General features: G+C 70.8%; 16 protein-coding genes and 2 pseudogenes. 6 read left to right on the top strand and 12 right to left on the bottom strand.

Translation table 11 applies throughout. From position 1 onward, the window contains the following. Positions 1–33: 33 nt before the first annotated feature. Entirely contained in the window at positions 34–1,170 is a 1,137-nt protein-coding gene (locus ACI2K4_RS09075) for an 8-amino-7-oxononanoate synthase (protein ID WP_404509896.1), read from the bottom strand. Between the two features lie 127 nt (positions 1,171–1,297). On the opposite strand from ACI2K4_RS09075, the gene bioB reads away from it, so the two are divergent. Together bioB and ACI2K4_RS09065 are read left to right on the top strand one after the other, a co-directional pair. Then, positions 1,298–2,293, top strand: coding sequence for a biotin synthase BioB (gene bioB / locus ACI2K4_RS09070; RefSeq protein WP_404509895.1), 996 nt, complete (start codon positions 1,298–1,300; stop codon positions 2,291–2,293). Then, entirely contained in the window at positions 2,290–2,502 is a 213-nt protein-coding gene (locus ACI2K4_RS09065) for a hypothetical protein (protein WP_404510310.1), read from the top strand. The genes bioB and ACI2K4_RS09065 overlap by 4 nt, the downstream gene beginning before the upstream one ends. Positions 2,503–2,547: 45 nt before the next feature. Here the strand turns inward: ACI2K4_RS09065 and ACI2K4_RS09060 are convergent, their stop codons facing one another. Together ACI2K4_RS09060 and ACI2K4_RS09055 are read right to left on the bottom strand one after the other, a co-directional pair. Further along, a complete protein-coding gene (locus ACI2K4_RS09060) occupies positions 2,548–2,649 on the bottom strand; it encodes a cellulose binding domain-containing protein (RefSeq protein ID WP_404509893.1) in 102 nt (33 codons plus the stop codon). Between the two features lie 85 nt (positions 2,650–2,734). Beyond that, positions 2,735–3,000, bottom strand: a pseudogene (locus ACI2K4_RS09055) (glycoside hydrolase family 9 protein); the annotation flags it as partial. A gap of 545 nt (positions 3,001–3,545) precedes the next feature. Here ACI2K4_RS09055 and ACI2K4_RS09050 point away from each other — a divergent pair. Next, positions 3,546–5,114, top strand: coding sequence for an aldehyde dehydrogenase family protein (locus ACI2K4_RS09050; RefSeq protein ID WP_404509891.1), 1,569 nt, complete (start codon positions 3,546–3,548; stop codon positions 5,112–5,114). 243 nt (positions 5,115–5,357) lie between these two features. Here the strand turns inward: ACI2K4_RS09050 and ACI2K4_RS09045 are convergent, their stop codons facing one another. Both ACI2K4_RS09045 and ACI2K4_RS09040 read right to left on the bottom strand, forming a co-directional pair. Then, a complete protein-coding gene (locus tag ACI2K4_RS09045; protein ID WP_404509890.1) occupies positions 5,358–6,503 on the bottom strand; it encodes a GNAT family N-acetyltransferase in 1,146 nt (381 codons plus the stop codon). A gap of 157 nt (positions 6,504–6,660) precedes the next feature. Then, positions 6,661–7,383, bottom strand: a complete 723-nt coding sequence (locus tag ACI2K4_RS09040; protein WP_404509888.1) for an amino acid-binding protein — start codon at positions 7,381–7,383, stop codon at positions 6,661–6,663. A gap of 176 nt (positions 7,384–7,559) precedes the next feature. On the opposite strand from ACI2K4_RS09040, the pseudogene ACI2K4_RS09035 reads away from it, so the two are divergent. Both ACI2K4_RS09035 and ACI2K4_RS09030 read left to right on the top strand, forming a co-directional pair. Further along, a pseudogene (locus ACI2K4_RS09035) lies at positions 7,560–8,936 on the top strand (phosphotransferase family protein); the annotation flags it as partial. A gap of 184 nt (positions 8,937–9,120) precedes the next feature. Beyond that, entirely contained in the window at positions 9,121–10,356 is a 1,236-nt protein-coding gene (locus tag ACI2K4_RS09030) for an acyl-CoA dehydrogenase family protein (RefSeq protein WP_404509886.1), read from the top strand. Between the two features lie 7 nt (positions 10,357–10,363). Here ACI2K4_RS09030 and ACI2K4_RS09025 read toward each other — a convergent pair whose 3' ends face one another. The 6 genes from ACI2K4_RS09025 to ACI2K4_RS09000 all read right to left on the bottom strand — a co-directional run bounded on the left by ACI2K4_RS09025 (position 10,364) and on the right by ACI2K4_RS09000 (position 17,003). After that, a complete protein-coding gene (locus tag ACI2K4_RS09025) occupies positions 10,364–11,410 on the bottom strand; it encodes a LacI family DNA-binding transcriptional regulator (protein WP_404509885.1) in 1,047 nt (348 codons plus the stop codon). An 86-nt stretch (positions 11,411–11,496) separates the two neighbouring features. After that, entirely contained in the window at positions 11,497–12,888 is a 1,392-nt protein-coding gene (locus ACI2K4_RS09020) for a GH1 family beta-glucosidase (protein ID WP_404509884.1), read from the bottom strand. Beyond that, positions 12,885–13,787 (bottom strand): carbohydrate ABC transporter permease, encoded by a 903-nt coding sequence (locus ACI2K4_RS09015; RefSeq protein ID WP_404509883.1) that lies wholly within the window; start codon positions 13,785–13,787, stop codon positions 12,885–12,887. Before ACI2K4_RS09015 ends, ACI2K4_RS09020 begins: the two co-directional genes overlap by 4 nt. A gap of 10 nt (positions 13,788–13,797) precedes the next feature. Next, a complete protein-coding gene (locus ACI2K4_RS09010) occupies positions 13,798–14,787 on the bottom strand; it encodes a carbohydrate ABC transporter permease (protein WP_404509881.1) in 990 nt (329 codons plus the stop codon). 89 nt (positions 14,788–14,876) lie between these two features. Continuing rightward, on the bottom strand, positions 14,877–16,190 hold the full coding sequence (locus ACI2K4_RS09005; protein ID WP_404509880.1) for an ABC transporter substrate-binding protein: 1,314 nt from the start codon (positions 16,188–16,190) through the stop codon (positions 14,877–14,879). 246 nt (positions 16,191–16,436) lie between these two features. Next, the gene (locus ACI2K4_RS09000; RefSeq protein WP_404509879.1) at positions 16,437–17,003 is read right to left on the bottom strand and encodes a plasmid pRiA4b ORF-3 family protein; all 567 of its coding nucleotides are present in this window, start codon (positions 17,001–17,003) and stop codon (positions 16,437–16,439) included. Between the two features lie 398 nt (positions 17,004–17,401). On the opposite strand from ACI2K4_RS09000, the gene ACI2K4_RS08995 reads away from it, so the two are divergent. Beyond that, positions 17,402–17,578, top strand: coding sequence for a DUF397 domain-containing protein (locus tag ACI2K4_RS08995; RefSeq protein ID WP_404510309.1), 177 nt, complete (start codon positions 17,402–17,404; stop codon positions 17,576–17,578). Here ACI2K4_RS08995 and ACI2K4_RS08990 read toward each other — a convergent pair. Next, on the bottom strand, positions 17,562–17,753 hold the full coding sequence (locus ACI2K4_RS08990) for a hypothetical protein (protein ID WP_404509878.1): 192 nt from the start codon (positions 17,751–17,753) through the stop codon (positions 17,562–17,564). The two genes, ACI2K4_RS08995 and ACI2K4_RS08990, sit on opposite strands and share 17 nt — an antisense overlap. Positions 17,754–17,757: the final 4 nt, after the last annotated feature.

Below are 17,757 nucleotides of genomic sequence, written 5' to 3'. Positions count from 1 at the left end.
ACCCTCTGTCGGTCATGGCGGCAAACTCCACGATCACGGGGCGGTCTCCACGATCACGTCCAGCGCCCGGTCGAACTCGTCACGCGGCACCCCGACGTTGATCGTCAGGCGCAGCCGGGACCGGTTGTCCGGGGTGGACGGTGGGCGGAAGCAGCCGACCGCCACGCCCCGGTCGAGACAGTCGGCGGCCCACGCGGCGGCCGCCTCGGGGCCGGGCGCGGTAACCGAGATCACCCCGGCGGCCGGCGCGGAGACGTCCAGACCGGCTCGGCCGAGGTGGCGCACGACCGCGTCGGCCCGGCCGACCAGCTCGGTCCGGAGCGCCTCGCCGTCGCGGGCCAGGTCGGCGGCGGCGAGCACACCCGCCGCGACGGCCGGCGGGAGCGCGGTGTCGTAGATGAAGGTGCGGCCGGTCTCCACCAGGTGCCGGATCAGCTCCGCCGGCCCGGCGACCAGGCCGCCGAGACCGCCGAGCGCCTTGGAGAGGGTCGCGGTGACCACCACGTCGGGCGCGCCGGCCAGCCCGGCCTCGACCACCGCGCCGGCTCCACCCGGACCGCGTACGCCGAGCGCGTGCGCGTCGTCGACCAGCAGCAGCGCGCCGTGCCGGCGGGCCACCCGGTGCAGCTCCGCCAACGGGGCGAGGTCGCCGTCGACGGAGAAGACGGACTCGGTGACCACCACCGCCGGGCGCCCGGGTGCCGCCGCCAGGGCGGCCTCGACGGCGGCCGGGTCGGCGTGCGGGGTGACCACGGTCTGCGCCCCGGACAACCGGCAGCCGTCGATCAGCGAGGCGTGGTTGTGCGCGTCGGAGACGAGCAGCGTACGGGGTCGGACCAGGGCGCGTACGGCACCGAGGTTGGCCAGGTAGCCGGAGGAGTAGACGAGGGCTCCGGCGGCACCGAGCCAGTCGGCGAGGGTCCGTTCCAGCGTCGTGTGCAGGTCGGTCGAGCCCCGGACCAGCCGCGAACCGGTGGCGCCCAGCCCGTACCGGTGCAGCGCCTCGGTGGCGGCGGCGGTGACCGCCGGGTGGTGGGCCAGCCCGAGGTAGTCGTTGCCGGCGAGGTCGGCCACCGGATCGGTGGCGGCGCGTGGGCGCAGCCGTCGGGTCAGGCCAGCCTTGGCGCGGAGCTGGGCACGCCGGTCCAGCGCCTCCAACCAGCTCGCCACGTCGACTCCCCGTCCTGCCGTCCCGCCGTTCGAAGCTCCGGCGGTAACCGTCCCGACCGGCGCAAATTACCACTCCGCCGGGTGCCGCCCCGGACGGCTGGCCGGGTACGCCTTGTAGGGTACGACCATGCCAGAGATCCTCGACCGGGCGCGCGCCCAGGTGCTCGGCGAAGGCGTCGGCCTCGACGAGGCCGGTGTGCTCGCCGTACTGCGCCTTGCCGACGAGCACCTGCCCGCCGCCCTGCAGCTCGCCCACGACGTACGGATGCGCTGGTGCGGGCCGGAGGTCGAGGTCGAGGGCATCGTCTCGTTGAAGACCGGTGGCTGCCCCGAGGACTGCCACTTCTGCTCCCAGTCCGGTCTGTTCGCCTCGCCGGTCCGTTCGGTCTGGCTGGACATCCCGTCCCTGGTCGAGGCGGCGAAGCAGACCGCGAAGACCGGCGCGACCGAGTTCTGCATCGTCGCCGCGGTGCGCGGTCCGGACGCCCGGCTGATGAAGCAGATGCGCGAGGGCGTGGCCGCGATCAGGGCCGAGGTGGACATCCAGGTGGCCGCGTCGCTCGGCATGCTCAACCAGGAGCAGGTCGACGAACTGGTCGACATGGGTGTGCACCGGTACAACCACAACCTGGAGACCTGCCGGTCGTACTTCCCGAACGTGGTCACCACCCACTCGTTCGAGGAGCGGTGGGAGACCCTCCGGATGGTGCGCGAGTCCGGCATGGAGGTCTGCTGCGGCGGCATCCTGGGGCTGGGCGAGTCGGTGGAGCAGCGGGCCGAGTTCGCCGCCCAGCTCGCCGAGTTGGACCCGCACGAGGTGCCGATGAACTTCCTCAACCCGCGACCGGGCACCCCGCTCGGTGACCAGCCGGTGGTTGAGGGCAAGGACGCGCTGCGCGCGATCGCGGCGTTCCGGCTCGCGATGCCGCGTACGATCCTCCGGTTCGCCGGTGGGCGGGAGATCACCCTCGGTGACCTCGGCACCCGCGACGGGCTGCTCGGCGGGATCAACGCGGTGATCGTCGGCAACTACCTGACCACGCTGGGCCGCCCGGCCGACGCCGACCTGGCCCTGCTCGACGAGCTGAAGATGCCGGTCAAGGCCCTCTCCGCGACGCTCTGAGCGAGGACGAAGCGATGATGACGACGGTTGGACTCTGGTGCGACCGGTGCGGCCGGTCGACCTCCGACGGGTCGCACCAGGGCTGCGCGGCGGCCCGGACGCTGGAGCCGCCCCGGTTCTGCCCGCAGTGCCGGCGCCGGATGAAGGTGCAGGTCCTGCCGACCGGTTGGTCGGCGGTCTGCGTCGAGCACGGCGAGACCCACCAGTGACCCGGTAGTACGCACACCGGCGGCTACGCCTCCCGGCGGTACGCATCAGGTGAGCGTGCAGGTCGCGCCGTTGAGGGTGAACGTCGCCGGCCTCGGGTTGCTGCCGGTGTGCGTACCGTTGAAGCCGAAACTGGTCGACGAGTCCACTGCCGCCCGCGTCGGTGGACGCGGTCCAGCCCAGGGTGACGCCGGTCGCGGTGACCGCCGAGGCGGTGGGGGTGCCGGGTACGGTCGTGGCGCTGAACGCCATCGGGAAGCCGAACTTGACGTGGTCCCCGGCGTCGTACCAGCCGCCGGTCAGATCGAGCCCGGCGTCGGCGCCGTCGGTCAGCCCGAGTCGCCGCGCCAGGAGACCCGGTTCCAGTCGGGCAGCGCGCCGGACTGCTGGGCCTCGTAAAAATAGAGCGACTTCTGCAACGCCTCGGCGTAGTTGTGGGCGGGTGCGGCGGTGTCGGCCCGGGCGGTGTCTGTCCGGGCGGCGCCGGTCGGGACGGCGATTGCCGGGGCGGCGGGGAGAAGCGCCGCAGCGGTTACCGTGAGTAAGCCGAAAGTGGCGATCGTGCGGTACCACCGTCCGGGGCGGACCCTACCGGCGGACCGGGCAAGTTGACCTTTTGGCCGGGCCGGCGTGATGCTGGGCAGCACTAGACTCGCTCCTGTCCGTGGAGCCGCGCGCGGCAACGCGTAGCGGAGGACATTGGAGGGGCGGATGTGGGCGCATCCGCCCTTTCGCATGTCCCCGACCAGGTGCTCACGGCGGCGATGCGGGTGGTTCCGAGGAACGCACGGGAGCGCTCCCATGGATGCCTGACAATGCATCCGTCCTGTTGCCGCTTTGTGAAGAGCGAGCATCCGCTCGCCTGACCAGCGGCACTCGACCGGTGGAGCCGCCCCGAGCGTGACCCGCCAGTGGATGGACACAACGTCCTGGGATACGAGCGTACGGTTGCCGGCCCGTCTCCCGGCGCGGGACAGTACGCCCAGATCAGCGGTGCCACCGACGCTGCCGCTCTCCACTGGTTACGAGTTCCAGGAGGACGACGATGGCGCTGCGTCTCGCCGACGGCACCGCATGGCAGGAAACCCTCGCCCGCGCAACAGCCGCCACCCCCGAAGCGTTCGACCCGACCACCTCCGACGTGGTGACCCTGCGCAACCTGGTCATGGGCGCCTGGCAGCCCGTCGGCACCCCCACCCCGGTCCGTACGCCGATCGACAACACCGTGCTGGTCAACCTCTCCCGACTCGGCCCGGAGACGGCACGGGCCGCGGTCGCCTTCGCCCTCGACGAACACCGCGAGTGGGCCGACACGCCGCTGGTGCAGCGGAAGGCCCGGGTCACCGAGGCCCTGGCCGAGCTGACCGCCCACCGCGACCTGCTGGCCCTGCTGCTGGTCTGGGAGATCGGCAAGCCGTGGCGCCTCGCCTGCGCCGACGTCGACCGGGCGCTGGACGGCGTCCACTGGTACGTGGACGAGATCGGCCGGATGCTCGCCGACGGCCGTGAACCGCTGGCCGGGCCGGTGAGCAACATCGCGAGCTGGAACTACCCGATGAGCGTGCTGGTCCACGCCGAACTGGTGCAGTTGCTCGCCGGCAACGCGGTCATCGCCAAGACGCCGTCCCAGGGCGGCGCGGTCTGCCTCACCGTGGCGCACGCGTTGATGCGCCGGGCCGGGCTCCCCGCCACCCTGCTCTCCGGCGGCGGCGAGGAACTCTCCGAGGTGCTGGTCCGGGCACCGGAGATCGGCGCGGTCGCCTTTGTCGGCGGCCGGTCCAACGGCGGCAAGGTCGCCGCCGCGCTGCTCGACTCCGACAAGCGCCACTTCATCGAGCAGGAGGGGCTGAACGCGTGGGGGATCTGGGAGTTCTCCCAGTGGGACATGCTGGCCAGGCACCTGAAGAAGGGCTTCGAGTACGGCAAGCAGCGCTGCACCGCGTACCCCCGGTTCGTGGTGCAGCGGGAACTGGTCGACGGGTTCCTCGACATGTACCTGCCGGTGGTCCGCTCGGTACGCTTCGGCCACCCGCTCGCCGTCGGCGACGACTGGGCCGACGGTGACAGCCTGCCGGAGCTGGACTTCGGCCCGCTGATCAGCGCGGGCAAGGCCGACGAGCTACGTCGCAAGGTCGACGAGGCGGTACGCGGCGGCGCGATCCCGCTCTACCGTGGCCGGCTCGACGGCGCACCCTTCCTCGACGGCCAGGACACCTCGGCGTACGTGGCCCCGGCGGTGCTACTCGCCCCGCCCGGCCGGTCCCGGCTGATGCACGCCGAACCGTTCGGGCCGGTCGACACCATCGTGGTGGTGGACACGAAGGACGAACTGCTGGCCGCGATGAACGCCTCCAACGGGGCGCTGGTGGCGAGCCTCGCCTGCGACGACGAGGACGAGGCGGCCAAGCTCGCGGTGGACCTCCAGGCGTTCAAGGTCGGGATCAACAAGCCCCGCTCCCGGGGCGACCGGGACGAGCCGTTCGGTGGCCGCGGCGCCTCCTGGAAGGGCGCCTTTGTCGGCGGCGACCTGCTCGTGCACGCGGTCACCCAGGGCGGGCCCGACCAGCGGTTGTACGGCAACTTCCCCGACTACAACAGCTACCCCGCCACCTGAGGCCGGACACGAACCTGACCGGATGGTCTCGTGAGCCCGGGCCACGGACCGGCCGAGGTGGGCGTCCGGGCGATCGGCCGGGTTCGCGTCGTCGGGTACCGGCCGCGCCGGGGCGAACGGGCGACTCGGAGTCCGAGGCAGGTCACCGGAAAATCTTGCCCGCATTCGTTCGCCGGACCGGAACCGGGAAGAGGGCCCCTTCCTGCCGTCCCACAGGAAGGAACCCTCTTCCCTTCGCCCCAGTCAGGCTGTTCCGGCGGCCCGGCTCCGCACCGGAGCGGGGCCGCCGGGGTCTTGGTCGGCCGGGTCGGCGGAGGTTTTTTCGGCCGGCTGGACACCGGTCCAGCCGGTGGCCGCGCCCGCACCGGGCAGGGGCAGGGTCACCGTGATCAGGTCACCGTCGGACTCGACCGGTCCCGGCCGGCCGACCCGCTGCAGCACCCGGAGCAGGCCGAGGTTGTCGGCGTACGCGTGCGCCACCAGCGCCGCGCAGCCCGATCGTCCGGCGTACGCGACCAGGCGACGGGTCAGCGCCCCGCCGACGCCACGCCGCTGCCAGTCCTCCTCGACCAGCAGTGACAGCTCGCCGACCGCCCCGTCAGCGAGCAGGTTGGCCATCGCCACCACCCGCTCCGGGGTGCCGTCGAAGCCACCCGCGACGGCCAGCAGGGTCACGCCCCGGGCCGGCTCCAGCAGCCGGCGCAACCGCCGCTGGCTCGGGCTGGCCGCACCGAGGTAGCGCTGACGCAGACTCCGGACCGAACACCGGGAGTGCAGCGCCGCCACCGCCGGCAGGTCGTCCGCGACGGCCGGTCGCACCACCAGTTCCGCACCGTCCGGCAGGACCAGGGTGACCTGCTCGCTGGTACGCCGCTCCACGTTCGCGGCGAGGTCGACCAGCGCCTGCGCGCGGGCGTACTCGGCCGGGGTGAATCCGGGCGCCGCCCGGAGCACCTCGTACGAACCGCCGGCCGGATCGGCCAGCCGCATCGTCTCCACGCCGGCCTGCGGACGGCTCTGTCCGAGTGCCGGGCGCCAGGTGACCGCGTCCGCCCCCAGCAGGGTACGCAGCACCTCGCCGAGCGCGTCCGGGTCGCGTACCAGCCGACTGGCCAGGCCCAACGCCCGGGTCGGCTGGTCGACCAGGCCGCGCGCCTCGCTGCGCGCCACCCAGCAGTCCCGCCCGCGCCCGCGTTCCACCGCGGCGACCAGGTCGGCCGAGGTCAGTCGGTCCGGCGCGTCGACCAGGAAATCGTCGAGCGCGCCCGCCTCGGTCGTGTGCACCTGCACGGTGAGGATGTTGACTCCGCGCAGCGCGAGACTGGCGGTCAGCACCGCCAGGTAACCGGGCCGGTCGTCGACCGTCGCCCTGATCCGCCAAAGCGCCATCCCAGCTCCTCTCCCGGAACCCGCCGGCCCGCCGGCGGGTTCCCCTGCGGAACCTGCCGGCACGGCGGCTGGTTCCCATCCCGGGACCCGCCGGCAGGGGCCGGGCGGGTCGACCGGGTCATCCGCTCAACGGCGAGCGGTCACGATCTGCCGACGGTCACGATCTGGCTGCCGCCGGGGGCGCGCTTACCAGGTCGAGCCGGTCACCGAGGATGACCGCCGCCGCCCGGACGAGCTGAGCCACCCGGTCCACCTCGGTGACGTGGAAGCCCGCCGCCGACAGGCCCTCCGCGTCCACCCGGGCCACCATCAGCACCAGCCCGGCTCGACCGAACGGTGCCGCCACGTAGTGGGTGCCGACCGGACCGTCCATGGCCCGGGCCCGCAGTGGCGTCACCTCCGGCAGGGTCAGCGGACTCGGCGCGCGCCAACTCGCGTACGCCACCGCCGGTGCCCCACCGGGCGCCCCGGGGAGCGCCGATCCCCTCCGGGACGCCCAGTCCGCCGGGACCACCGCGGCCGCCGCCCAGTCCGCCGCCAACAGCCCGGGTACGGCGTCCACCAGCGTCGCCAGCCCGTCGGCGGGGTTACCCGCCACCTGGGCCAGCAACTCGGCGTCCTGACCGCCGCTGGTGGGCGCGCCGATCGCCCGCCAGACGCCGTCCACCTGCACACCGGGAATCGCCGCCATCCCGGCGAGCAGCCGTTCGACCCGGGACGCCCCGGGCCAGACCACGGTGAAGTCGTCGACCGCCCGCCCGCCGAGCCGCTCCAGCACCACCACCTGGACGATGTCGGCGCCCGCCACGCCCAGCGTTCGGGCCACCTGCCCGAGCGCGCCCGGGCGGTCCGGAAGCGTCACCCGAACCCTCAGCAACATCTCTGTTCCTCCGTCGAACGAGTCGGCGCGGGAACCCCGGCCTGTCTGCGGCGTCTGGTCGCCGGATTACCTGAACCAAGATTGCCCGCTGACCATTTCGTCCCTGTTGCCGCACCGTGTCTCTGCCGCAACAAGCTGTCCTTGACAAGTTGGCCAGGCTGCCATCAACTGTTCGGATGACCGAGCCGTCGGGCAGCGCCGTCCGGCCGGAGCCCCCGTCGGTCGGAGCCGCCGCCCCACCGGCACCCGACCCGGCCCCGGCACCCGACCCGGCCACGGCCGCCGCGCCCGAGAACGCCTCGACGACCCCCTCCCCCGACGGCAACAGCGACGGCAACGGCAACGGCAACGGCAACGGTCCAGATACAACGACCTCCCCTGGCCCCGGCGCGCCGGGGACGACGACCTTCCCCGAAGCTGGTGACCTGGAGCGGAGGTCGCCGGCCGGTCTGGCGCTCGACCGGCTCGCCGGCCACCTGCGCGTACACCGTCCGGACCTGCTCGACGGGGCGCTGACCGCCAGGTTGATCGCCGGTGGCCGGTCCAACCTGACCTACCGGGTGCGGAGCGGTTCCCAGGATTTCGTGCTGCGCCGGCCGCCCCTGGGGCACGTGCTGGCCACCGCCCACGACATGGGTCGGGAGTTCCGGGTCATCTCCGCGCTGGCCGGAACGGGCGTGCCGGTGCCGGCGACCCTGCTGCTCTGCCCGGACGACTCGGTGTTGGGGGCCCCGTTCTACCTGATGGAGTGGGTGCCCGGGGTGGTGTTCCGGGACCGGGCGCAGACCGACCGACTCGGTCACGCCCAGCGGCGAGGGCTGGCCCTGGCGATGATGGACATCCTGGCCACCCTGCACGGGGTGGATCCCGCCTCGGTCGGCCTGGCCGACTTCGGTCGGCCCGACGGATACCTCGCCCGGCAGGTACGTCGCTGGGGTGGCCAACTCGACCAGTCCCGCAGCCGGCCGCTGCCCGGTGTCGCCGAGTTGCGCGAACGGCTGGCCGCGACCGTTCCGGAGGGCGCCAACGCGGGCCGGATCGTGCACGGCGACTACCGGCTGGACAACCTGCTCGCCAACCCGGACCCCGACCCCGACCCCCCGCCCGCCACAGCCACGACCACGGCAACAGCCGCAGCCGCAGCCACAGCCGTAGCGTCTCGGGGTAAGACCGGGCCGGCGCCCGCGACCATCCGGGCCGTACTGGACTGGGAGATGGCGACCCTCGGCGACCCGCTGGCCGACCTCGGCCTGCTGCTGACGTACTGGGATGTGCTGGGCGACCGGGACGACGCGGTCGGCAATCCGGTCGCCGACGGGCTCGGTCCCCGGGCCGGTTTCCCGACCGGCACCGAACTGATCGAGCGGTACGCCGCCCGTAGCGACGTCGACGTCGGCCCGCTCGACTGGCACATCGCCCTCGGCTGTTTCAAACTCGCGGTGATCTGCGAGGGCATCCACTACCGGCACACCCTCGGGCAGACCGTCGGCGACGGTTTCGACCGGATCGGTGAGATGGTCGCTCCCCTGGTCGAACACGGCCTGACCGCCGTCGGAAACCACCGTGGCCGATCCGCCGGAGACCAAGGTGGTCGATCCGCCGAAAACCAAGATGGCCGATCCGCCGGAGACCAAGGTGGTCGATCATGAAGTTGTCGCCACTTTCCGGCTCGGCGGACTGCGACAACCTCGTGATCAACGATGTTCGTGGCCGGTTGACGCGACAGGGGGAAGGCTGATGGACTTCGGATTCGACGCCCGTACCGTCGAGCTGCACGAGGTGCTGCACGACTTCCTGGTCAGCCACGTCTACCCGGCCGAACCGGTGCACGCGGCACAGGTGGCCGAGGAGGCCGACCCGTGGCGCCGGCCACCGGTGCTGGACGAACTCAAGGCTACGGCGCGCGAGCGCGGCCTGTGGAACCTCTTCCTTCCCCACCCCGGGTACGGCGCCGGCCTCACCAACCTCCAGTACGCACCGCTGGCCGAGCTGACCGGACGCAGCCCGCACCTGGCCCCGGAGGCGCTCAACTGCGCCGCCCCGGACACCGGCAACATGGAACTGCTGGCCGAGTTCGGCTCACCGAGCCAACGGGACCGGTGGCTGCGGCCACTGCTCGACGGGGAGATCCGCTCCGCGTTCTGCATGACCGAGCCGGAGGTCGCCTCCTCGGACGCGACCAACATCGCCACCAGGATCGACCGCAAGGGCGACGAGTACGTGGTGAACGGGCGCAAGTGGTGGTCGTCCGGTGCGATGGACCCGCGTTGCGAAATCTTCGTCGTGATGGGCAAGACGGACCCGGAGGCCGACCTGCACCGGCAGCAGAGCATGATCCTGGTGCCCCGGAACACCCCGGGCGTGACGGTACGGCGCGGGATGACCGTCTTCGGCTACACCGACGGGGCGCACGGCGGGCACGCCGAGGTGAGCTTCGACGACGTACGGGTGCCGGCGGAGAACCTGATCGGTGGCGAGGGGAACGGGTTCGCGATCGCCCAGGCGCGACTCGGGCCGGGGCGAATCCACCATTGCATGCGCCTGGTCGGGATGGCCGAGCGGGCGCTGGAGCTGCTCTGTCGGCGTACCTCCGAGCGGGTGGCGTTCGGTCGGCCGCTGGCCGAGCAGGGGGTGATCCGGGACTGGATCGCCGAGTCCCGGGTACGGATCGAGCAGGCCCGGCTGCTGGTGTTCAAGACCGCCTGGCTGATGGACACGGTCGGCAACCGGGGTGCGCACACCGAGATCCAGGCCATCAAGATCGCTACTCCGGCGATGGCGGAGTGGGTGATCGACAAGGCGATCCAGGCGTACGGCGCCGCCGGGGTCAGCCAGGACACCCCGTTGGCCGCGCTCTGGGCCCAGGCCCGCACCCTCCGCCTGGCCGACGGCCCCGACGAGGTCCACCGCGCCTCCCTCGCCCGCCGCGAACTCCGCCGCTGGACCCCCACCCCCCACAGCTCGCCGATCTAGGTGTGGGTTAGGCGGAGGCGCGGTGGACCAGGTGGGTGTCGAGGAGGACGTAGGGGGTTTGCAGGTCCTCGTGGCGGATGCGGGACATCAGCAGCCGGGCCATCTGGCGGCCCATCTCCTCGACCGGCTGGTGCACCGTGGTCAGCGGCGGGTCGGACTGGCGGGCGATCGGCGCGTCCTCGAAGCCGACCACGGCCACGTCCTCCGGCACCCGCCGGCCGGCTTCCCGAAGCGCGCGCAGCGCACCGCAGGCCATCAGGTCGGACGCGACGAAGACCGCGTCGAGGTCGGGCGCCTGTTCCAGCAGTCGCCGCATGGCCGCCGTGCCGCTGCTCTCGCTGAAATCGCCGTACGCGATCAGGTGCTCGCCGACCGGCCGCCCGCTGGCCTGCACGGCCTGGCGGTAGCCGGCGAGGCGGGCCACGCCGACGCCCATGTCCTGCGGGCCGGCGATCGTGGCGACCCGGGTCCGGCCCCGCTCGACCAGGTACTCCACCGCCTGGCGGGCGCCACCGGCGTTGTCCACGTCCACGAAGTAGGCCGCCTGCGCGCCCGGCTGGAGCATCCGCGCCGGTCGGCCGCCGAGCACCGCCGGCAGCGACCGCTGCTCGAGCAGGGTCGGCAGCGGGTCGGAGTCGTGCAGGGAGAGCAGGAGTACGCCGTCCACGTGCTGCGGGGTGAGGTGGTGCTCGACCCGCTCCCGCTCGGCCGGCGACTGGGCCATGGCGAGCCAGAGCTGCATCGGGGTGTCGAGCAGACCGGAGCTGATGCCGCGCACGATGCCGGCGAAGAACGGCTCGCCGAAGACCCGTTCCTCCGACTCCGACACGACCAGCGCGACGGAGTCCGTACGCTGTGTGACCAGCGCGCGGGCGGCGCGGTTGGGTACGTAGCCCAGCTCGGCGATGGCCTGCTGCACGGCGGCCCGAGCCTCCGGGCTCACCTGCGGCGAGCCGTTGACGACGCGGGATACCGTGCCCCGACCGACCCCGGCACGAGCGGCGACCGCGTCGAGGGTGGGCCGCCCGAGTGACCGGGTGCGCTGGGTTGTCATCGTCTTGCTCCTCCGACGTGGGGATGGCTCGGCACCGGCCCGCTGCGGCGGGTCGGTGCCGGCACCCCGGTTGCTGGCTGGCCCGGTTATTGTGCGGCCAGACCGTTACGTCGGATCACGTCGGCGTACCACCTGGCGCTGGACTTGGGGGTCCGAAGCTGGCTGTCGTAGTCGACGTGGATCATGCCGAACCGCTTCGTGTAGCCCCATGCCCATTCGAAATTATCCATCAGGGACCAGGCGAAGTACCCACGCAATGGCACGCCCGAGGCGATCGCCTCGTGACACGCCCGAAGGTGCGAGTCGAAGTACGCCACCCGGTCGGCGTCGTCGACCTCCCCGTCGACCACCTCGTCGACAAACGCCGCCCCGTTCTCGGTGATGTAGAGGGGCAGCTCCGGGTACTCCCGGTGCACCCGCTCCAGCACCTCGACCAGGCCGGGGGCGTCGATCTCCCAGTTCATGTCGGTCACCGGCACACCCCGGGTGACAAAGCGGACCTGCTCGCTGCCGGGCCAGTTCGACGGCGCCCGCCAGTACGGCTCCGGCTCCACCCCCTCGACCGGGGCGGCGACCACGTGCCGGCTGTAGTAGTTGATCCCGAGCACCGACAGCGGGGTCGAGATGACCGACATGTCGCCGTCGCGTACGTGGCCGAAGTCGGTCACCTTGGCCAGGTCGTCGACCACGTCGGCCGGGTACTCGCCGAGCAGCACCGGGTCGAGGAAGAACCGGTTCGCCAGACCGTCGATGCGGCGGGCCGCGTCGGCGTCCTCCGGCGTGTCGCGCTGCGGTGAGACCGCGTACAGGTTGAGCGTGATGCCGAGGTCGTGGTCGGGACGGGCGTCCCGGATCGCCCGTACGGCGAGACCGTGACCGAGCATCAGGTGGTGGGCGGCCTTGACCGCTGCCTCGGGGTCGCTCAGTCCGGGCGCGTGCGCCCCGGAGCCGTACCCCAGAAAGGCCGAGCACCAGGGCTCGTTCAGCGTGGTCCAGTAGCGGACCCGGTCACCGAGCACGTGGTGGGCGAGGGCCGCGTAGTCGGCGAACCGCTCGGCGGTGTCCCGCTCCGGCCAGCCACCGGCGTCCTGCAACGGCTGCGGCAGGTCCCAGTGGTAGAGCGTCACCCACGGCTCGATGTCGTGTTCGAGCAGGTCGTCCACCAGCCGCTGGTAGAAGTCCACCCCCTCGGGGTTGACCCGTCCGCTGCCGCCGGGCTGGATCCGGGGCCAGGAGAGGGAGAACCGGTACGACTTCAGCCCCAGTTCCGCCATCAGTTTGATGTCGTCGCGGAACCGGTGGTAGTGGTCGCAGGCCACGTCCCCGGTGTGCCCCTCCTTCACCAGACCGGGGGTGTGGCTGAAGGTGTCCCAGATCGACGGGGTACGGCCGCCTTCGGTTGCCCCGCCCTCGATCTGGTACGCCGCCGTGGCGGCGCCCCAGAGGAAGGTGCTCGGGAAGATGAGCTCGTTGGTCACGACTTGACGGCGCCTTCCATGATGCCGCCGATGATCTGGCGGCCGAAGAGGATGAACACGATGAACAACGGCAGCGTCGCGATCAACGTGCCGGCGAAGATCTGCGAGTTGTCGGCGAAGTAGGCCGAGTTGAGGCTGCGCAGGGAGATCTGCACGGTCGGGTTGGCCGGGTCGGCCAGCACGACGAACGGCCAGAAGAACTGGTTCCACTGTTCCATGAAGGTGAGCAGCCCGAGTACGGCCGCCGCCGGTCGCAGGGCCGGGGCGACCACGTGCCAGTAGACCCGCCAGGTCGAGCAGCCGTCGACCCGGGCCGCCTCGATCAGTTCGTTCGGGACGGCCTGTTCGGCGTACTGGCGCATCATGAAGATGCCGAAGCCGCCGATCAGGAACGGCACCGTCACCGACGGCATGGTGTTGAGCCACTCCAGCTTCGCCATCAGGATGTAGAGCGGCAGTACGCCGAGCTGGATCGGCACCATCATCGAGGCGAGAATGATCAGCAGCAGCGCGTTCTTGCCCCGGAACCGGAGCTTGGCGAAGGCGAACCCGGCCAGCGAGCCGAAGAAGACGGTGGCGACGGTGATCGTGCCGGAGACCAGGAACGAGTTCACCAGCCCCTTGACGATGTTCGCGTCCCCGTTGGCGAGCACCCGTTCGATGTTCTCGCCGAGCCTGCCGCCGGGCAGGAACGGCGGCGGCCAGGAGTTGGCCGCGTCGTTCGTACGCGAGGCGATGACGATCATCCAGTAGAACGGGAAGAACGAGAGGATCACCGCGAAGACCAGGCCGACCCAGGTCAGCGGGCTGGCCTTCCAGAGCCGCTCGGCCCCGTTGCGCGGGCGGTCCTTCGACTGGGCGGTCGGCGCGGGCCTCGGCCCCAACGTCGTCGTAGTCATCTCCGGTCCCTCACTTGTCCGAGCTGATGCGACGGGCCAGCAGGTAGTTGATGGTGGACATCAACGCGATCAGCACGAAGAGCACGAGCGCGACCGCACCGGCGTAGCCCCACCGGAAGCGGGTGTTCATCACGTCGAGCAGATACATCGTGATCGTCTGGAACTGGCCTTCCGAACCACCGGAGATGCCACCGGAGCCGCTGGTGAACAAAAGCGGTTCGGTGAAGAGTTGCAGGCCGCCGATGGTCGAGATGATCAGCGTGAAGATGATCGTCGGGCGGAGCTGCGGGATGGTGATCGACCAGAACTGCCGGGTCTTGGAGGCGCCGTCGAGTGCCGCCGCCTCGTAGATGTCCTTGTTGATCGACTGCATGGCGGCCAGGTAGATCAGCGCGTTGTACCCGATCCAGCGCCAGTCGACCATGGTGGAGATGGCGAACCAGGAGGCGTACCGGTTGGCCCGCCAGTCGATCGGGTCGATCCCGACCAGGTCGAGCAGCCAGTTGGCCAGGCCGAACTCCCGGGCGTAGATCATCGAGAAGATCAGCGCCACCACCGCGGTCGAGGTGATGATCGGCATCGCGATGGCCATCCGGAAGAAGGTCTGGCCCTTGATCCGCCGGTTCAGCGCGTTCGCCAGCAACAGCGCGATGAGCAACTGCGGGACCGTCGACATGACGAACATGCCGAACGTGTTGACCACCGCGTTCCAGAACTGCGGGTCCTCGGTCAGCAGTTCGACGAAGTTGTCCAGGCCGACGAAGCTGATGGTGGTGTTCATCGGCGACCGGTCGGTCAGCGCGATCCAGACGGTGTAACCGATCGGATAGGCGCTGAAGATCGCGAAGATGACGAAGAACGGCAGGATGTACAGGTAGGGCGAGACCTTGAGGTCCAGCCGGGTCAGCGAACGTCGGCGGGCGGGCCGGGGCCGTCGTCCACCGTCCTCCTGGCGGCTGTGCCGGCCGGTCGGCGGCGCCGGGTCGAGATCCAGGCTCATCGGGAGTCCTTCAACTAGGGATGACGCGTCACGCCGGGTGGCGCCGACAGCGGGTACCTGTCGGCGCCACCCGTACGTCCCTCACCGGGTCACTTACCGGCGGCCGCGCCGTTCTTCAGCGCGTCCTGCCAGGCCGCGTCGGCGGCCTTGCCCTGCTCGACCGAGCGCAGCGCGTTCTCCACCGCGGTCCGTACGGCCTGGTTCTTCGGGCCGAGGTAGACCGGCTTCAGCTCGGTGGCACCGGCGGCGAAGATCTTGCCGATCGGCGCGTTGCTGAAGTACTCGTTGGTCGCGCCGGTCACCGCCGGGTCGCTCAGCGCGGACGGCTGCGACGGCAGGTTGCCCAGCTTCTTGAACACCTCGATCTGGCTCTGCGCGGTGGTCAGGTACTTGGCCAGCTCGGCCGCCGCCTTCTGGTGCTTGCTGGACTTCGGTACGGCGAGGAAGCTGCCGCCCCAGTTGCCGCCGGCGCCGGGCGCCTTGGCCACGTCCCACTTGCCGGCCGCCGCGTCACCGGCCTGACCCTTGATCACACCGGTCATCCAGGCCGGGCAGGCGATGGTGGCGAAGGTGCCGTTCTTGAAGCCCGCGTTCCACTCGTTCGAGAACGACTGGAGGTTGTTGGAGAGCTTCGCGTTGATCATCTTGGTGGTCAGGTTGAACGCCGTCTGGACGTCCGGGTTGCTCTCCAGGACCAACTTGTTGCTCTTGTCGTAGTACGTGTAACCGGTGCCGGCGCCGGCCACCTGGCTCAGTACGACGTTGAAGAAGTTGGTCGCCGAGTCGACGAACTTGTTCTTGGAGTCGGCGGCCGCGAACTTGGCGCCCTGCTCGATGAAGGCGTCCCAGGTCGGCCAGAGGTTGCCGACCTCCTCCCGGTCGGTGGGCAGCCCGGCGTTCTTGAACAGGTCGGTGCGGTAGCAGATCGCCATCGAGCCGACGTCGGTGCCGAGACCGAGCACCTTGCCGTCCGGGGTGGTGCCCTGTTCCCACTTCCACGGCAGGTAGTTCGCCTTGAGGTCGCCCGCGCCCTCGTCGGCGAGGTTCACGAACTTGTCGGCCTGCGCGTAGAACTGCACGATGGTGCCCTCTTCGAGGGCGACCACGTCACCGGCACCGGAGCCGGCGGTGATCTGCTGGGTCAGCCGGGTGTTGTAGTCGCCCAGGCCCAGCCCCTTGCCGCGCTCCTGGATCGTGACGTTCGGGTGGTCCTTCTTGTACTGCTCGTAGAGGCCCTCGTAGCCGAAGCCCTGGTCGCCGAAGACGTCGACGATCAACGTGATCGGCGCGTTGGGATCGGCCGATTCTCCTGACGAGTCGTCGCCACAGGCCGTCGTGGCGAAGACCGCGACGGACGCGATAGCGATAGCCGCGAACCGCCGACGGCGGGACGTGACGCTCATCCTGACCCCTCTCAGGTCGCATGTATGTGTGGTGGGGGCGGTGGTACGGGTTGGCACGGGAACGGCTGCCCGGCGGATCTCGTACGCGTTGCTGTGGTGCGACCACAGTGACCGGGAGCGCTCCCATGAGATTGCCGGGGGGTTACCGAGGTGTCAAGACCCGATTGGGAGCGTTCCCATTTCGTTACCGCCGCAGCGTTGATCAACAACGCGGAAAGAGGTACGTCCCGGCGGTTGTCCGCCGCTTCAGCAGAGGCGGCGGGCGAGGGTGGTGGCCCGGTCGGCCTCGAACACCTCGGCGTCGAACGGGCGGCCGATCCACTCGCGCATCGGCTCGTGGTCCGGGTGCTCCGGATCGGCCAGCGCGACCAGGAAGGTCCGGTAGCCGAACGGCCCGCCGACATCCTCGGGCGGGCAGGACCGGGCACCGGTCACGCAGATCGGATACCGCTCCCCCGGGTCTGCGCCGAAGGCGTCCTCGACCGTGACGTCGTGCTCCCACCAGTCGCCGAAGTCGTACGTGTAGCGGAACCGGCTCCCCTTGCCGACCACCGCGTCCAGCCGCGCGTCAAGCTCGTCGCGCACGGCCAGCTCACCGTCCCGATCGGGCTCGCCGTACTGCAAGCCGTCGATCTCGAACGAGTGCAGGTGGCAGTCCTGCCAACCCATCACGTGCTGGAACACGCGGTGCAGCCGGTCCAGGGTGTAACCACCCGGCACCAGCACCCGCCGCCACACCAGCGGCGTGACATCGGAAAGCGAGACCTTCAGTTGGAAGATCTGCCGCTGCGGGCTCGACAGTTCGCGCACCATCAATCAATACCACGCAGGTCAACGCCACAACGCAGACTCAACGGAATAGCCCGAAATCTATCTTTCACGTTGCCCCGGGCGAGTCGCCCGACTCGCCGGAGAGCCGCAACGGCCGGTCACACCAACCCAGCAACCGCTCCCGCTGGTTGCGCCGGTCGGTCCGCGGCGCCACTTTCGGCGTACGTGAACCAGGTCGACAGCCGCGCGGACAGTGGGCCCGACGGCCCCGCCAACCGCGCAACGCCGACAGAACCCCCGCACCCCGCCCGGGACACCCCTCCTCCGCCGCCCGAACCGCCCCCACCTGAAGCCCATCTCCCCCACCTCTCGATCGAGCAGTGATCCACGGTCACTCAGCCTGGTTCCCTTCGGCGCGTCACAGGTCTGGACAGCCACGGATCGCTTGGTTCGCCTCATTCGCGAACCCAACACGCTCCAGCGGCGGCGGCAACGGCGACTGCGTCGAGGTGGCCGATCTCGGGGGTTCGGTCGGCGTACGTGACAGCAAGGACAGCGCCGGCCCGGTCCTCACCTTCGACCGCGCCGACTGGTCAACCTTCATTCAGTCAGATTGAATCCGCTGCGGTCGCCGTCGATCGGCAGCAGGGTGACCGGGACCGTGCTGTCGTCGCCGAATCGCAGGCTGAAGAACGGGTCGAGGTCGCAGAGGATCGCGAAGCCCTCGGCGTCGTCCATCTCGACCAGGTGCCCCGTCGCCACCCAGCCTGGCTCCGTCGTGCTGATCTCCACCGCG

Source organism: Micromonospora sp. NPDC050397 (assembly GCF_044901685.1).
Classification (GTDB): domain Bacteria; phylum Actinomycetota; class Actinomycetes; order Mycobacteriales; family Micromonosporaceae; genus Micromonospora_G.
The sequence above is the reverse complement of the archived record's forward strand: the minus strand, read 5'-3'. Positions and strand labels throughout refer to the sequence as shown.